This window comes from Bacillus thuringiensis, from assembly GCF_001182785.1.
Lineage (GTDB): Bacteria > Bacillota > Bacilli > Bacillales > Bacillaceae_G > Bacillus_A > Bacillus_A thuringiensis_S.
On the sequence record NZ_CP012101.1, the window covers coordinates 53,335 to 70,304 of the forward strand.

The following is a 16,970-nucleotide window of genomic DNA, read 5'->3' on the forward strand; positions in this document are numbered from 1 at the left end:
GGATTTCATTACTATTTCCTTGACTTTTAATAAAACGATAGGGTTTATTTGCTATGTGTATTATTAAGAGTATGCTTCTATTTTAGGAATGCTTTACCCCACAAAATGAAAGTACACTTTGTTTCCATTCTTAAGTTGATAGATGTGTGGTGCCCCCCTGTAAGAACGTAATTGTATTGTAGAAAAATAAAATAGAAGGATTACTTACCTTTAGTAAATATGAGAACTTTATATTATTTACGATTATGCAATATCAGACCTCAGATATACATTCGTTAAGTTGTACATTAGGATATATAATAATCACGCAAACTCCAGATGAACTCCACACTCGAATAGAAAATCCATTATATAATAACTATAGAATTTATTAATGTTACATTAATTTTTATCTATTGAGATATATAAAGTATAAAATTTTAATACGGAATACTAGGGTAAATAACTTCTTATAAGAAAGTAAAAAAGGAGAATAGCTATGACAAGCACCGTACTGGAATCAAAAAAAACTAATATTACTGAAGAAGATGTTGAAATTTTAAAAATAATGGCGCATCCAATTCGTTTACGTATTGTAAACGAGCTAAGCAAACATAATACTTTTAATGTTTCACAGCTAACAAAAATTTTAGAGATACCCCAATCATCTGTTTCACAACATTTATCGAAAATGAAGGGTAAAGTACTAAAAGCTGAACGTAAAGGCTTAGAAATTTATTATTCCATTCGTAATAACAAAGCAACTCAAATTGTCGGCATACTTGGATATTAAGCCATATATACAATTGCGTAAAGATAGAGTAGTACCTGAAAAGGGTGCTACTCTTTTTGGACTCTATAAACACAACATGACAAATGTTACTTTTCCATAAAAGAACAAGAACAAACTAGGAATTTAGGAATTATGTTTTCCTACATCGAATTTAAATGTACATGTCACTTAAAATAGATGCCAGACACCTGGATGTACATAGCTAAAAGCAACTCATCAAAAGCTGGAGGGGTACAATGTCTTATAAAACGATTCATACCGATTTTCGAAATGACTATACAAATGCTCGAGATGCCTTGTTAAATGAAGGGATCGTTGAAATTGGCCATGTCCAATATGAAAGTCAAAAAGGACTAATCATACGTCCTGCTTACGAAATAGAAGGAGCAATTTATTTTTTCTCGAGAATGAAATCATTGGGAAATACGATATACAGTGTACACTTACGCCCTTTTAATGAGCTAAAAGAGGCGGATTACATTCCACTAGAAGAAAAATCTTGTATCATTGTGTAAATGATATATATAGCTATCAGCTAGAAAGAGGGGGAGAGATGGATCAAGATGAGCAGTATTATATTTTACAAAAACGTGTAAGTTTGCAAACATACTTAGATTCCTTAAATCCGAACGTTTTTGACAACTACAACAAAGAACGAAGTATGAACGAGCTGCAAAATTAAAGCCTCAGTTGATAACATAAAACTGGTTTTGGTAAAATACTACCTAATCAGTATTCAGAAGGGAAGTAGCATGTATCTTGAGATAATGACCTCAAAAGAATATCAAAAATATTAGATACGTAAACTACATGATATATCAATTTAATTCTTTATATATAAGAAATACAATGTGAAATACTTGTACAAATATCAAAATTCCGTCTCATATCTCAAAACTCAAGAATACTTTTTATTTTGAGATATGAGAATTTTTTTTAATAGATTACTAAAAGTGTAGAGCTTAGCCTGATACATAGATAACTCTCGTGATAAGCGAAACATACTGTATTAACTCATATAATATGTAATATCTATTTGGGCTTATTACTGTTTAATTTTCGTCTCAATAACATAACATTACTTTTTAATTTGAGACGAAATATTTTCGTTTTAAATGACTACCTATAATAAAGGTTATGTAAACTAACTGAAAGTAAGTTGATATTATAGCTCTTATATCCTCTTTTTTGTCTGGCAACACAAACTTGGAAACTTTTTTATACTTGTGGGTAAAATACGCGATATGTTAAATAATATTTAATGATTCAGCACTATCCTTTAAATTTAATATGTTTTTTGATATATAGATTGGTGATTTTCTCTCATATATTAAGCGGTTAGTTTAAGATAGATTTCTAAAATTCTATTTAACATTAAGGAATGTCGAAGTAATAAATAGTAAAACAATAAAACACACACTTTTAAAAGTGTGTGTTTTATTGTTAGGAGTAATATTCATCGGGATCAATGTTTTCAATCGTTTTAGTGATTCTAGTAGTTTCAGGTTCACAGTAGTGTTCATCAGTATCATTATTCTCTACTGTAAATGTACGAATAGTTGTATCAGGCCCTAAGAGATATTCATCTGCATCTAGGTTTTCCACAATTGCTGTTTTCATAGTTGTATCAGGGACCAAGTATATTTCGTCTGGATCTCCGTTCTCGATGGTTTCGATGGTTTCGGTAAGACTAGTTTTGTCAGGTCCTAAATTAATTTTTTTTACGTTTTTTTCTTTGTTAATAAACGAAATTTGAGTAATGTCATCATAAACTAAGTTAGTAATAGGTTGTAAAGTTTGTTCTTCAACATATTTAGCTATATAAGGTTTATACATTATTTATTATCCCCTTTCAAAAGAATAATTTGTACTTCATTATTTTTGTTACTTTCTAATTTTATAATATCAGTATCTTTAGAACTATAAGTATTAATTAGATTTAAGATACGTTGATAATTATCATTCATAGTAGATTTATTATAGACAATAATAACTTTAGTAACATTATTTTTTAACAATTTATTTTCTATTTTTTCAAATACGTCTTTGTTAATATATATAAATTGTTTTGGATTACTAGATGTATCAAGAGTTAATATTTCAGAATGATTATCTTTACTTTTTTCTACAACACTATTTTTTACTGTAGATTTTTTAGTGTATTCAACTATATTAAAAGTCACTAAAAATAATATACTGATACTAATTATAGTAAGCATATACTTTTCGATGTTTTTAATAATAGTAACCTGAACTGTACTTTCTTCATCTGAAACTAACCAATCATAGTACAATCCTAGGGTTAGTGCCTTAGCAGGTGCCGATGAATTTCGAATAGAACTAAATGTTACTCTTGGTGCATTTTTAATTTTAATAAAACTACTTATAAAAAGTAATAGGTTAAAAGATGAATAGAGTAAAATAATTGTAAAAATAACTGTGTAATAATCTTTTAAATCATATAGTTTATTAAAAAAAGATGCATATAAGGGCAAGATAAGTGCAACTATGGCAATATATGCTAGATATTTATTAAAAGCTTTATTTTTGCGAGCCTCTATTTGTGATAGTTTATACTGAAGAGCATCTTTATGAATAACACAATCTTCATCTGAAAGAGTATTTACATGAATTTCATAATTATTATATTTTGTGTTTATGGCATTTATATTAGGTAAATTTTGAACCTCTTTTAACTTTAAAATTTTAATATAATTGAATGTTCGAGTATTATTATCTTTTATCGTGGTAAAAAAGTGAAAAATCCATTGACCGGTATTGAAACTAATAAAAGAAAACCTTAGCTTTGTACTACTTTCAGTAATTTCCCCAAATGTAGTATCATCTGTGAATCTCAATAAGGGGCTATAGGATAATAATTTAATTGAAAAATATTTAAGCTTAGAAATTAAGGGATTCATTAGACAGGTTCCCCTAACAAATAATTTATAATTTTATTCGATATATCGAATTCCAATATATCCTCTAGCCAAAGCCATTGACCATTGGCATTTAATTCAAGAAAAATACAGTCTCCATTTCGTATAATAAAATCGAAAGCTGCAAATTTTATTTCTAACTTTCCCATCATTTCTAAACACATTTTTGCGATTTTATCTGGTATATCGATTGGTTTATATTCTAATAAGGCATCATTTTTTCGCCAGTCAACTTGATTAGTTGATTTAATGTTTGCCCCAAATAATTTATTTCCAACTATAGTTAATCTTATTTCTGTATCTTTTGGTATATAATCTTGAAAATATGCTGGTGACAATTCTAAACCTTGAATATTTTCATTTGCTTCTACTAAGTTTGTTTGAATGATGCCGATTTTATTTTTTTCAATTATCCTTCCAGCAGATAAGGGTTTAACAATAGATGTATTATTTTCCTTACAAAAGGAGGTTGCTGCTTGATTTGAATTTGTAATCAAGGATTGAGGTAGTGTAAATCCAATTTCTTCTGCTAATTTCATTTGAACTATTTTATTATCTGCTTTACGTAATACTGAAGGTCTAGTCAAAGCGAAATTACCAGCTGTTTCTGCGATTCCTTCTACAATACTCAGCATTTCACGCTGCATTAGAGTCCAATACTTGCTTTCGTAGCTATCTAAATTAGGTAGAGTTATTTTTCTGTAATACAATGAATGAATTTCTTTAATATTTATAATTAGGTTGCTTTTTCTATTTCTAATCGAGGTGCCCCTATTTGTAATATTTATATCATAGTCAAAAAATCTATCTGTATTTAATCTGAAAATTGGATTCATAACAATATCCCCTTTGTTATTTTTTAATGTAACAATAACTTTAGACTTTATTAGCCCTCTTTTTACTTTAATTCCCTCTACATCTTCAATATCAATTATTATCTTTTTGCCATTAAACTTACCAGTTAACGGATTCAATTCAAGCATCATTATCCTCTTATTAGTAAAGCAAATCACTTGGTGTTGATTTTCTAAAAATGCACCAGGACCAAATTTAATATATTCTGATGTTGCCGCCATTTTCATAGTGTAAAAATAATAAAAATACGATTCATCTTCATATGCTACCTCATTAAATAGTTCATCTAATACATTATTGTTTAACATTTTTTATTCCCCCGATATGCTAATAATCCATTACCATTTCCCCTTTTTCTTCCTATCCGCATTTTGATTTTACCATAAATTAGAATTAGGTTAGAATTTGGTTCTGGTGCAAAAAAGCTAAACGGTTTGAAAATGTTCTTTCAAACTTGGCCATACTGGTACTACTACTTAAAAAGAGGTGTGATCAGTATGGAAAAAGAAAATATATTCAAATGGAAACATTATCAGCCTGATATCATTGTATTAGCGGTACGTTGGTACCTACGGGACAACCTCAGTCTTCGTGATTTAGTGGAAATGTTCGAAGAAAGAGGATTATCCTTGGTCCATACAACGATTATGCGATGGGTTCATCAATATGGACCTGAATTAAATGAGCGTATTCGAAAACATTTGAAACGAACAAATGATTCCTGGAGAGTAGATGAAACATATATCAAAATCAAAGGTGAAAACATGTACTTATACCGTGCTGTTGATTCCAAGGGAGGCACGCTTAATTTTTATTTGAGTAATAAACGAGATGCGCAGGCTACCAAGCGTTTTCTAAAGAAAACATTGGCTTCTTATCATGTCACAAAACCTCGTGTAATAACTGTGGATGGTGATAAAGCCTATCCCGTTGCGATACGGGAATTAAAAAATGAAAAAAGCATACCACATGGTATGCCACTTCGAGTGAAAAAATATTTAAATAATATGATTGAGCAAGACCATCGGTTTATCAAAAAACGAATCTGGAACATGCTTGGATTAAAATCATTACGAACCGCTACAAAAATGATTGCTGGAATAGAGGCCATGCATATGGTCAAAAAAGGACAACTCAAATTAAGGGAGCAGTCTGTCAAAAATCAGAATATATTTATCCAGCACTTGTTTGGATTGAACGTATAAGAGCTGATTCCGTTAGGAAGCCATGTCTTATGTAATCTCTGTTCATTCTTTGCACTAGAACCCTTTTTAGCCACTTCATTGTGTATTGCTGTAATAATTGATTATCTGTCAGCTTTTCTTTTTGATCGGATAACTTGTTCTTTGAAAAAGTTTTCACCAGACCCCATAAAAGTTTAGCCTTTCTTTATACCTATAACTTGAACATCATCAAATAATACATTAGATGTTCCATTTGAAGTTAGAATCCCAACATGGGTGTTTGCTAAATCATTGTTTGTAATAAATTCTAGTTTTATTTCTTGATAATCAGTCTTCCCTTTAAGCTCGACTGTTTTTGTTATTCGTTCATGCTTTAAGTTGTCTGTGAATATTGTTACCTTTTGTTTCTCATTTTCATTATTGGAATCTAATTTCACTTTCATACTCAAAGTATATTTAGAGTATGGCAGTAATTGGTCTTGAATATAAGTCCAAGTATCTCCACTTTTATCAATCATACCTGCTTTACCCATGAAACCTCCATTCACAATACCACCTATATTAATCCAATTTAACCTTTTGTTATCAAAATCATCTTGTGCTATCACTTCATTCTTCCCGAGCGGTTCTAACTCAATTCTATCAATTGCAAATTTTCCTTGTGTATTTTCTAGCTTTATTTCATTCTGTCCTTGGTTTAATTTAATGATAGGTCCTTCTATAACTTTATAATAACCGTATTCCCCCTTGACTGTATCTTTAGCATCTACTGTCTTTGAAATATTTGTGTCACCTATTTTTTCAAAATTGGTTCCTGATTTTTTGGAGAGACTGATTTTACTATTCTCGTTAGCAGCAACCCTGTATCTAATTTTGTATTCCTGCGTTTTATAAGAATTTACTTTATAAGTTAAGTAAGAATTAGTGTTATCTGTTTTCATAGCTTTTTGCTGTGCATTAATAGGCTCCATTTGAGGTTTGAAGTTACTCTTTTCCTGATACATCTCAGCTGGGATTGAACTTAGCATATTCCCCATCAAATCGTGCTTAGAGTCCAGATTTCTGTCGACAAATCCAAAGACCACTGCATCAATACCATCAAGTCCAGGTGTTGTACTTTTCCCAAATGCTTGAATATCAGAAATTTTTTGATTAGGAAACTCGAAAGTGCGCTTCTTCAATCTAGGATCGTCTTGACCAAATTGTGGGATAGCGCTTCCATTTTCATGTGTTAATTGGAAGTAGAAAGGTGTACGTTGATCGCCTATATTAACTTTCGTAAGTGGATTATTGTAATCAGCTGTAATTTTTCTCAATACTCCTCCACTCGTATTTCCAATCCAGCCAGTATTATAAGTGGTGCCACTATTTCTGTCGAACCACGGTGCAAGAGCGTCAATTCGGGCGTAAGATCTTATCTCGGCAGCTACTAGCTCGCCTTTATATTCCTGTGATGTTAAGCGATTATTAATGTCCTTCCATGTTTGGGTGCTTGGTGTTACTGTTCCACTAATAGAAGAATAAATTTGTCTAGAATTCTTTTGCATTGCCCCTGTAGAATAAGTGCTAGGATCCGTTGATGGGAATAATGCTACAAAATCTAAAACACTTAATGTATATTCCCTTATATATTCATTGATATAATTCCATCTATGTGTATTCGTGTAAGCTTCCCCTGGTCCCGGCTTAGCTGGAATGCCATAACCATCTTCAGGGCCATTAATTTTATCTGCTTCATTAATTCTTTTTTGCAACCCATCATTATATACCTTCATGGCATAATCAGTGTATGCTTTAATTAATTCTTTCTGTTGCTCCTTGTAGCCCTGCAATTGATTTTTATCAATTCCCCACTCATCACCAAATTGAATAATGTCTCTCAGTAGTAGAAGATGAACATTAGCAGCTTGTACAAAAATTGGAGCTGTTATCTGTTGGTATATAGAATCTGTTTCCTTTTCAGGTGTCTGAATAATCGTAATAAATTTCTTTAAATCTCGATCTGCTGCTCGAACAGCCTCTATTACAGGCGTTCCAGGTTCTTCAATCCTTGACATTTTTTTACTGTCGTTGTATATTTTTAAAACCCTCTGATATTCTTGTAACATTGCCATGGAACCCTTATATTCGGCACCCATAAGATATTGATGATAATCATTTATCTTACTATCTATTCTTTCATCAACGTATTTTTCAATCTGTAACCAGATATCGTTTTGAACGCTAGTCCCTGGAATAAATACATCCCAAATACTCGCTAATAGACTACCTGGTGGTGGTAATAAAGATAGTCCTGTTGTCATCATGCCTTTCAAAAAAGCTATAGTTCCTGATCCAGCATCCCCTTTATTATGAATATGTGTCAATAGAGGTTTCCATATATTACCATTGAATGCATCGAGAAACTGCCCTGTGCTTACACCTTGATAAGGGTTATAGATCCAAGCACGTGAATCTATCTGAGGATTTGTTTCTATGCTACCTCTGTTAATTGGTTCTTGCTCAGTTTCGGCCAACGCTGTTGAGGTAATAGGGATATATGTTCCAGTAAGGATCCCTACAGCTAATGTCATAGACAATATTTTTTTTGGTTTTTTATCCATAAAAGCACTCCTTTTAAATCTATTTTCAGGTTAGAAAAAAATCCAAAGCGCATATTAAATTCTGTAAAATCGGACTATCTATAAAACCTAACCTTCACTTTTATTATAAAACATGACACAATATTTAGTTAATTTATAATGAAAGTTATTTTTCAACTTTTATTATGTTTAAATAAATGTATATTGCGTTAGAAATTTAGTCTTAAACATATTAAAAATATGATAAATATATATAATTTATTAAAAATCATGAGTATAATCGATTGAAATTTCTTTTAATAGACATATTTACAGATTTATGTTTTTTAGATTCTATCAATGAGATTTTCGCCCGTTTTTCTGTAGGAGGTGGAATAGGCGGATTAGAATCTTTGTTAGTTCTTGGGTGTTTTGCTGTATAGCTTGATACAAAATGTATAAATGATCTTGAATCATTTCAATCGCTTTATATTCACTTAATTCTTTTTGTTTCTTTTGTAAAATGAGCTGTCGCATTTTAAACATGCTAGAGGACCATAGAAAAATGGTGATTAGTTTTCCATATACTTGGCACTCTAATCGTTCCTGTTTGACATCCCGACATTTCTCGATTTCAAAAAGGGACTTCCACGTCTTAAATAAAATTTGTCAGGTAAAGGACTGGCGCGGTATCAGTTATGGCCCATTTCCAGCCCCTCCCTATAAGAACTGCTCGTGAGGTTTTCCCCCCCCACAAACTTCATCAAAAGGGTTATAAGACCTATCAAATGGCAAATACTTTTATCAATATCTTCCTGAGCTTTCAAGAGAATGGACTTTCCAATCCCAATAGAGCCCTAGTACACCATAGAGATATTCATTACTCCATCTCTGCCATCCAATACTACGCTTTTGGCGCCGTTTCCTTCTCGTCAATAACGTACGGACTTTCATCTCTGTATAATCCCGCACTTGACTAAAGGATCGACTTGAATTCCCAACCCGGAAATAATTCACCCACCCAGTCAGTACTGTATTGATTTGTTTTACTAAATCCTGTGCAGGTTTGGCGCCTGCATTTCTGATTAATTCTCGAATTTTCGCTTTCACTTTCGTACAGGCTGTCTTCTTCGGGGTAATAGGAACAAAGTGTCTGCTCTTATTTCGATTCAGTATTTGCCTCAAATCAAACCCTAAAAACCCGAAGGGTTCTCCTTTTAAGACATTAACCATCCGAGTTTTCTCCAGATTCAGTTTAACTCCCAAAGGCTTTAATTGTTCCCACAGTCGTCGCAATGCCAATTCAACCCATCCTCGTTTACTAGAATGTCCGCTTACGGTGATAACTATATCATCAGCAAAACGGTGATAGTTTACAGCCTCGTAATGGTTTTCTTCTGTCTTACGTCGAATGGCATCAAATGTCCAATCTACTTCATTGAGGTAGATGTTTGCGGCTAGGGGAGAAAATAGCCCCCCTTGCAGGACACCGATTTTTCCTGTCACCTTGATAACCTGTTTTACGAGATGCATAACTTGCGAATCTTGGACATGTTTTGCGATTTTCTCCAAAAGTATGTGGTGTCGAATTGTATCAAAGCAGCGTGACAAGTCAACATGGATTACTACAGTCATCCGGCGCAAGGTTCTGTTGCAAAGTTAAAGAAATATAAAAAGAGGACGACAGATTCTTAAAACAGCCTAACAATTAAAGATGCATTCAATTAGAAGGATCCGCTATTTATAGCGAATCCTTTTGTTTTTGTGCAAATAATGACGAATTAAATGTTTGTTTAAAAATTACGGCATGGATGTATCCTGTTTGGCATTTATAATAATAACCCCGACCTATCAAGGGAATCCCCTTAACAGGTATCACGTCTTCGCCAAATTTTGTAGAACACGGCGATGGATGATAAGGTGCTAAATATGGTTCTTATATAAATTAGGAAGAAACTCAATCTTATCCTTTCTCAACATCATTCATTTTTCGCCATATGGTTTGTTTTTTCGTGCGCTTCGTACCCTTTTACTAGTTTATAAAAAGAAGAACGCTTTATATCATATTTTCTCATCGCTCCGACCTCTGTAATCTTTCCAGATTGCCATTCATCATATACCTCAATGAATTGCTTCGTAATTTGTGCCGGTAGTCTTCCTAAATGCTTTTCTTGTTTCTTTGCTAATGTAATCCCTTCTGCTTGTCGTTGTTTGATATCACTCCATTCTTTTTCTGCAAAGGCAAAAAAATGGTAAGGGGTCCTTTTTGTACAGCCTGCTGAATGACATCATTTGTACTTTCATCATTATAATTCACATTAATAAATGCTTCCTTAATAAATTATAAGTTAATTCGCTGTTGTTCGTAATATCTAAATTCTTCTAGCGCGTCATTCATACTACGCCCCAGCCTTGTTAAAGAATCAAAAGCAATTGTATCCTCTGTTCTAGCTAATCGTTTTAACATTTGATAATTTTCTCTTTTTATATTTTTCCCAGATTGTTTATGAATAAAATATCTCGATCTTCTATTCCTAGATACTTCATATTCTCAATCTGGCGTTCTTCGTTTTGGTCTTTACTGGAAACCCTGACATATCAAAATATTTTACGTTGCATTTTTTCACCTCATACATAATTATATCCCATTTCCACCTGTAAAAGTGTACGTTTACGAACGGGAGATTGATCATTTTCTCCCGAATCCCCGAAAAAGAAAGAATCGTTGCCAAGGGCAATGCATGGTGATGTCTATTAATATGTCTTTCATTATATACATAACTCATATAACAACTTCAACACTCTCCCTTCTTTTATAGAGCGTGATTATTGCATATATTTTTAAAATATCCATTCTTAATCAGCAATAATAAAGCAGGAAAAAATACACCCTATAAAAAATATATACATATACCTATACTAAGGAGTGAGATGCCTTTGAAAAACTTTAAAGAGACTTTAGAAAAAGGGGCAATACCTATCGGTCAATCTGACACATTAGGAAAATCGTTGCGGCAATTTGATGAAATACAATATGAAAATGAAACGTATCTCATTGTTTGGCATCCCATTAATAATGAATTTGTCGGTTCTCATGAATCAGGGAATTGGATTTCCCATACTGATTTACATAAATCTCTTTGGATAAAAAATTTAAAAGACTCTTTTGCTTCGAAAAAATAAGAGAAGGTTCTAACAAAAGAGTTAGAACCTTCTCCACATACTTTTTAGGGATTTCGTAAAATCGATAGAAAAGTGTATACTGTTTGATTTTCAAAATAGCACCTCCAAGATTTTTTAGATTTCTCTGTTGTTCTGGTGTAAAGAATGAACAGAGATTACATAAGACATGGCTTCCTAACGGAATCAGCTCTTATACGTTCAATCCAAACAAGTGCTGGATAAATATATTCTGATTTTTGACAGACTGCTCCCTTAATTTGAGTTGTCCTTTTTTGACCATATGCATGGCCTCTATTCCAGCAATCATTTTTGTAGCGGTTCGTAATGATTTTAATCCAAGCATGTTCCAGATTCGTTTTTTGATAAACCGATGGTCTTGCTCAATCATATTATTTAAATATTTTTTCACTCGAAGTGGCATACCATGTGGTATGCTTTTTTCATTTTTTAATTCCCGTATCGCAAAGGGATAGGCTTTATCACCATCCACAGTTATTACACGAGGTTTTGTGACATGATAAGAACCCAATGTTTTCTTTAGAAAACGCTTGGCAGCCTGCGCATCTCGTTTATTACTCAAATAAAAATCAAGCGTGCCTCCCTTGGAATCAACAGCACGGTATAAATACATGTTTTCACCTTTGATTTTGATATATGTTTCATCTACTCTCCAGGAATCATTTGTTCGTTTCAAATGTTTTCGAATACGCTCATTTAATTCAGGTCCATATTGATGAACCCATCGCATAATCGTTGTATGGACCAAGGATAATCCTCAGTCTTCGAGCATTTCCACTAAATCACGAAGACTGAGGTTGTACCGTAGGTACCAACGTACCGCTAATACAATGATATCAGGCTGATAATGTTTCCATTTGAATATATTTTCTTTTTCCATACTGATCACACCTCTTTTTAAGTAGTAGTACCAGTATGGCCAAGTTTGAAAGAACATTTTCAAACCGTTTAGCTTTTTTGCACCAGAACCGGCTGATAATGCTTCCAGTTGAACAAATTTTCCTTTTTCATACTGATCAACCACCTTTTCTAGAGTAGAAATATCAGTATGTCCAAGTTTTATAGTTTTTTTGCATCAAAACCCGTATTCTATATAGATTACTATATATATTCTATGTAATTGGTTCCTCTTTTTATGTTACAAATTCAAAAACATACATTAGTCATTGATAACATATAATAATTTATCTTTAAAATATAAAATGATAAACAAAATTACTTTATGTATCATCATTAGAAAAATCCAAGGGGGTTTTTAGTAAATGGGAACTCATAGTAATCGGGAAAGTTTCATTGATTCACCAGCTATTCGATCAGCATATCCTAATTACGTGGATATTAATGGACGATTAACAATAGATAGAAGTGGATTTAATGTGAATCAATCTGTTCAGTATACAAATAAAAATTGGATGAACTATATTGATAATTCGCGTACAATAAGTGAATTATCAATTCCAGGAACACATGGTTCAATGGCACTTTATGGTAGTGTATTAGGAGATATTCTTATTAATCAAACAATGAATCTTGATATTCAATTAAACTCAGGAATCCGATATATTGATATTCGCTGCAGACATTATTATAATACCTTCCCTATCCATCATGACCTTGCATTCCAAGATGCATATTTTGATGATGTTTTAGATTCAGTGATAAGTTTTTTAAATCAAAATCCCAGAGAAACTATTTTAATGAAAGTACAAGAAGAAACTGGATTCCAAACACCCCCAGTAGGTAATACAAGAACTTTTGGTGAAACTTTTAACTCCTATTTGAGAGGAAGGGAACATTATTTTTGGACTCCTACTAATAGTTCAAATCCAATAAATCCAACATTAGGGGAAGTTCGAGGGAAAATTATTCTACTGCAAAATTTTCCAGGTAGCAGACAATTTGGTATTGATTGGGGCTGGTTACATGTACATGATATGTGGGAGTTAGACGGTAGTAGTCAAATATACGCTAAATGGGAAAAAGTTAGAGAGCATTTTTTTAGTGCCATGCGAAATAGAAATCTAATATTTCTTACTCATTTAAGTGCCAATGGTCGTATTGATACTCTAGGGGATCCAAAGCCTTGGTTTGTAGCAAGTGGTTTTGCGGATCGAGAAAACAATAGTCTTGCATATCAATTAAGTAGCAATCCTTCTTCTAATTGGCCAGATAACCCACGTTATCATTCCACATCAGGTCCTATATTTTACGGAGGAACGAACGTTCTTACTACTAGAAGAATTAGAGATGGTAGATTTACTCATACAGGAATTATTGCAGCCGATTTTCCTGGGAAAGGATTAATTGATGGCACAATTGCGTTAAACTTCCCTGGAACTCTTTCTGGTGATTTTCAAATTGTAACAGCTTTAAATAATAGTAGTGTACTAGATTTAAATGGGATTAATAATGTTACACTATGGTCGAATAATGAAGGAAATCATCAAAGGTGGAATTTTACGTATGACCGATCAGAAAATGCATATGTAATACGTAGTGTAAGTAATTCAAATTTAGCCTTAGCTTGGGATACTTCAAGTTCTAATAGAAATGTATTTGCTACAACAATTGATTCACTAAGACAGAATGAATATTATTGGATTTTAGAAAAAAATGGGGATGGTTATGTATTTAAAAATAAATACAATTCCAATTCTAATATGGTGTTAACCGTTGTTGGAGGAAGTCATGAAGGTGCAAATATTCAGATGTCTGAAAGAGTCAGTGGAAATGCTCAAACATTTTTTAACAGACTTATTTAATTTATTGTTTTATGTAATCATTAAACTAACATATTCTTAAAGGTTCTGCTGCAAAGTTTAAAAAAAGTATACATAGGTCGATACATTAGGGATAGAATTTAAGCCATCATCATTAACTGTTGTAATTCCTGGTATGCCGAAAAGGCGAAGTCTTGTGAAAAACTTCGCCTTCGTTTGTAAAGGGCATGAATGGTTTCGATTCCTTTGATTGTACGTGAAGCATGGCGGAGGTTTTGAAATCCTGCGGATTTGACAAAACGTCGCTTGATATGTCTATGATCTTGTTCGATGAGATTATTGAAATGCTTAACAGTACAATGTTTCGTATGCACATAAAAACCATTATTTTTCAGTTTTTTGAGCGCACAAAGTAGAGCTGGAGCCTTGTCTGTTGTGAGAACTGTTGGTTCTCCAAAAGCTTTCACTAACCTTTTCATAAACATATAAGCGGCTTGATGTTCCCTTGTTTTACGAAGTTGAATATCCAAGGTGTATCCTTTTCGATCAATCGCACGATAAAGATAACACCACTCTCCTTTGACTTTGATGTAGGTTTCATCTAAATGCCATGCGAAATGTGCTGATTTATTTTTCTTCTTCCAAATTTGATAGATCAAATTGCCATATTCATGCACCCAACGCATAATGGTTGTAGGATGAACCGATATTCCACGTTCTCTCAAAAGTTCAGATACATCTCGATAACTTAAAGAAAAACGACAGTAGTAGCCGACGGCTACCAAAATAATATCTTTCTTGAACTGTTTTCCTTTAAAATATCTCATGCATCATGCTCCTCGAATCATTTTTCTTACATTTTAATTTCGTTTAGAAAACTTTGCAACAGAACCAACATCCGTATAATAATTTATATTTATACAACGAATTTTATAAGCTATTATGTTAATTTTTTTATTATTACACGTGTCCTGACGCTTTATTATTGAAGATTATTGTGGTGGGAAATTTTAAAAAGTATAAAAAGCCCGATAGATAACAAAAATTTCAACTTGCTTTCCTCTTACAGCTCGATATAACCTGTATCTTGAAAGAGATACTGAAAATTTAGAGGACAGAATTGAAATTGTTAGAAAGCTTCTTCATGCTTTCTCATGATTAAATTGATATTTCTAGAAGGGGTAGCTCCATAATCGATCATTTTTGTAATGGTGATTTGCATTTTACAATGAGTTATCTTTAAATGAACCAAATCTGTATATAGGGGGAATATGATTGAACTTATCTGAGAGAAAAAACTAAAATTAATGATGCATACTATTACTTTATTATCCTTCACCATTCTCATTTTATATAGCATTACAATTTTTTATGTATCATTTATTTTTTATTTCATATTTAAAGGAAAAGAGCTTCGTATAATTGCTATTGAAACAGCTTTTTATCAGCTATTTACTTGGATTATTGTATTGATTTACAACACTTTTGTTATTAGAATTTTAATATTTTCGGTGTTCCATTTCGATATGAATGCGAGTAATATGTCAATCATATTGTGGACAGCTCCATTATATATAATCCTAAATATTTTATTAGTTTTCGGGCCTCTTAAAGAAATTTTATATGTATTACAAACAAAAAAATTTCATATTATCGGTTATTTCTAAAAGGAATAACCAGTAAAAAATCACTATACTTCACACAAATTAATTAGCCCCTTTTAATCAGGTTCTAATTAATTTGTGTTAAAACGAAAAACTTATAATATATATATATAAAGATAAATAATTTTTATATACTTGAAGCAATACATATAGAGTTACCTACCAAATCGTATCCTCCAAAATAATTAGGTATTATAAAGTGGTCTCCTTTTTTAAATAAATAATGCTTACCTTCCTTAACTAGCGCACCTTCCCCCTTTATTACACTAACAAGAAGGAAGTCTTTTTGTTGTTCCAAACTAGCTGATCCATCTAACTCCCATTTTTCCACTGAAAAATACGGGCATTTAATAAAATTAGTTATACACAAATCATCTACTTTTTCATGTTTAATTGTTAACTGATTCGAAATATATGGAGTTTCTATTACATCAATACTCCTTTCAAGATGAAGATCACGTAAATTACCTTCTGAATCCCTTCTATCATAATCATACAATCTATAGGTTGTATCAGAGTTTTGTTGTGTTTCTAATACTAAAATCCCTTTACCAATTGCATGAACAGTTCCACTCGGCACATAGAAGAAATCTCCAGGTTTCACCTTCACACGATGTAACAGTTGGTTCCACTCTTTCTGTTCAATCATAGACATAAATTCTTCTTTTGTTTTCGCATGATGCCCATAGATAATCTCTGCGTCTTTTGTGGAATCGATTACATACCAACACTCTGTTTTTCCTAGCTCTCCATTCTCATGCACGCTAGCATACTCATCGTTGGGATGAACTTGAACAGATAGGTCTTGATTGGCATCCAAAATTTTTGTAAGAAGAGGGAAACGATCTCCCTCAACATTACCAAACAACCCTCGATGTTCTTCCCACAACTCCCCTAAAGATAATCCTTTATATTTCCCATTCTTAACAATACTTTGTCCATGTTGATGCGCTGCAAAAGCCCAACACTCTCCAGTTTGATTTGATGGAATCTCATATCCAAAAGCAGTTAAATGTGTCCCACCCCAAATTCTTTCTTTAAAAACAGGTGCAAAAAATAATGGTTCAGTCATGA

At 32.5% G+C, this 16,970-nt stretch carries 13 protein-coding genes and 4 pseudogenes; 7 read left to right on the forward strand and 10 right to left on the reverse strand.

Translation table 11 applies throughout. From position 1 onward, the window contains the following. The first annotated feature begins 478 nt into the window (after nucleotides 1-478). The 3 genes from AC241_RS29770 to AC241_RS35785 all read left to right on the forward strand — a co-directional run bounded on the left by AC241_RS29770 (nucleotide 479) and on the right by AC241_RS35785 (nucleotide 1,454). Entirely contained in the window at nucleotides 479-772 is a 294-nt protein-coding gene (locus AC241_RS29770) for an ArsR/SmtB family transcription factor (protein ID WP_000204906.1), read from the forward strand. A 236-nt stretch (nucleotides 773-1,008) separates the two neighbouring features. Next, nucleotides 1,009-1,287, forward strand: coding sequence for a hypothetical protein (locus AC241_RS29775; RefSeq protein ID WP_050845426.1), 279 nt, complete (start codon nucleotides 1,009-1,011; stop codon nucleotides 1,285-1,287). Between the two features lie 38 nt (nucleotides 1,288-1,325). Then, the gene (locus AC241_RS35785) at nucleotides 1,326-1,454 is read left to right on the forward strand and encodes a hypothetical protein (RefSeq protein ID WP_263480675.1); all 129 of its coding nucleotides are present in this window, start codon (nucleotides 1,326-1,328) and stop codon (nucleotides 1,452-1,454) included. 761 nt (nucleotides 1,455-2,215) lie between these two features. On the opposite strand, the gene AC241_RS29780 is transcribed toward AC241_RS35785, so the two are convergent. From AC241_RS29780 to AC241_RS35400, 3 genes are read right to left on the reverse strand one after another with little or no spacing between them, the layout of a single operon-like run. Then, nucleotides 2,216-2,608, reverse strand: a complete 393-nt coding sequence (locus tag AC241_RS29780) for a hypothetical protein (protein ID WP_050845427.1) — start codon at nucleotides 2,606-2,608, stop codon at nucleotides 2,216-2,218. Then, nucleotides 2,608-3,693 (reverse strand): hypothetical protein, encoded by a 1,086-nt coding sequence (locus AC241_RS29785; protein WP_050845428.1) that lies wholly within the window; start codon nucleotides 3,691-3,693, stop codon nucleotides 2,608-2,610. The genes AC241_RS29780 and AC241_RS29785 overlap by 1 nt, the downstream gene beginning before the upstream one ends. Beyond that, a complete protein-coding gene (locus tag AC241_RS35400; RefSeq protein WP_230690642.1) occupies nucleotides 3,693-4,874 on the reverse strand; it encodes a PH domain-containing protein in 1,182 nt (393 codons plus the stop codon). The genes AC241_RS29785 and AC241_RS35400 overlap by 1 nt, the downstream gene beginning before the upstream one ends. A 189-nt stretch (nucleotides 4,875-5,063) precedes the next feature. On the opposite strand from AC241_RS35400, the gene AC241_RS29800 reads away from it, so the two are divergent. Beyond that, nucleotides 5,064-5,771, forward strand: coding sequence for an IS6 family transposase (locus AC241_RS29800; RefSeq protein WP_050845429.1), 708 nt, complete (start codon nucleotides 5,064-5,066; stop codon nucleotides 5,769-5,771). Nucleotides 5,772-5,944: 173 nt separating this feature from the next. On the opposite strand, the gene AC241_RS29805 is transcribed toward AC241_RS29800, so the two are convergent. The 4 genes and pseudogenes from AC241_RS29805 to AC241_RS29815 all read right to left on the reverse strand — a co-directional run. After that, nucleotides 5,945-8,353 carry an insecticidal delta-endotoxin Cry8Ea1 family protein gene (locus AC241_RS29805; RefSeq protein WP_050845430.1) on the reverse strand — a complete coding sequence of 803 codons (2,409 nt, stop codon included), beginning with the start codon at nucleotides 8,351-8,353 and terminating at the stop codon, nucleotides 5,945-5,947. Nucleotides 8,354-8,671: 318 nt separating this feature from the next. Then, nucleotides 8,672-8,980 (reverse strand): annotated as a pseudogene (locus AC241_RS33835) (IS4 family transposase); the annotation flags it as partial. 135 nt (nucleotides 8,981-9,115) lie between these two features. Next, nucleotides 9,116-9,955: pseudogene (locus AC241_RS29810) on the reverse strand (reverse transcriptase domain-containing protein); the annotation flags it as partial. Between the two features lie 335 nt (nucleotides 9,956-10,290). Then, a pseudogene (locus tag AC241_RS29815) lies at nucleotides 10,291-10,909 on the reverse strand (recombinase family protein); the annotation flags it as partial. Nucleotides 10,910-11,242: 333 nt separating this feature from the next. Here AC241_RS29815 and AC241_RS29820 point away from each other — a divergent pair. Next, nucleotides 11,243-11,494 carry a hypothetical protein gene (locus AC241_RS29820; RefSeq protein ID WP_050845432.1) on the forward strand — a complete coding sequence of 84 codons (252 nt, stop codon included), beginning with the start codon at nucleotides 11,243-11,245 and terminating at the stop codon, nucleotides 11,492-11,494. A gap of 190 nt (nucleotides 11,495-11,684) precedes the next feature. Here AC241_RS29820 and AC241_RS29825 read toward each other — a convergent pair. Continuing rightward, nucleotides 11,685-12,392 (reverse strand): annotated as a pseudogene (locus AC241_RS29825) (IS6 family transposase). Between the two features lie 382 nt (nucleotides 12,393-12,774). Between AC241_RS29825 and AC241_RS29830 the strand changes: the two are divergent. Then, complete coding sequence (locus AC241_RS29830; RefSeq protein WP_050845433.1) at nucleotides 12,775-14,274, forward strand: phosphatidylinositol-specific phospholipase C domain-containing protein; 1,500 nt, start codon at nucleotides 12,775-12,777, stop codon at nucleotides 14,272-14,274. 98 nt (nucleotides 14,275-14,372) lie between these two features. Here AC241_RS29830 and AC241_RS29835 read toward each other — a convergent pair whose 3' ends face one another. Next, nucleotides 14,373-15,059, reverse strand: coding sequence for an IS6 family transposase (locus AC241_RS29835; protein WP_050845422.1), 687 nt, complete (start codon nucleotides 15,057-15,059; stop codon nucleotides 14,373-14,375). A 480-nt stretch (nucleotides 15,060-15,539) separates the two neighbouring features. On the opposite strand from AC241_RS29835, the gene AC241_RS35930 reads away from it, so the two are divergent. Beyond that, nucleotides 15,540-15,899, forward strand: a complete 360-nt coding sequence (locus AC241_RS35930) for a hypothetical protein (RefSeq protein WP_050845434.1) — start codon at nucleotides 15,540-15,542, stop codon at nucleotides 15,897-15,899. A 124-nt stretch (nucleotides 15,900-16,023) separates the two neighbouring features. On the opposite strand, the gene manA is transcribed toward AC241_RS35930, so the two are convergent. Continuing rightward, nucleotides 16,024-16,968 carry a mannose-6-phosphate isomerase, class I gene (manA, locus tag AC241_RS29845; RefSeq protein WP_050845435.1) on the reverse strand — a complete coding sequence of 315 codons (945 nt, stop codon included), beginning with the start codon at nucleotides 16,966-16,968 and terminating at the stop codon, nucleotides 16,024-16,026. Between the last annotated feature and the right edge of the window lie 2 nt (nucleotides 16,969-16,970).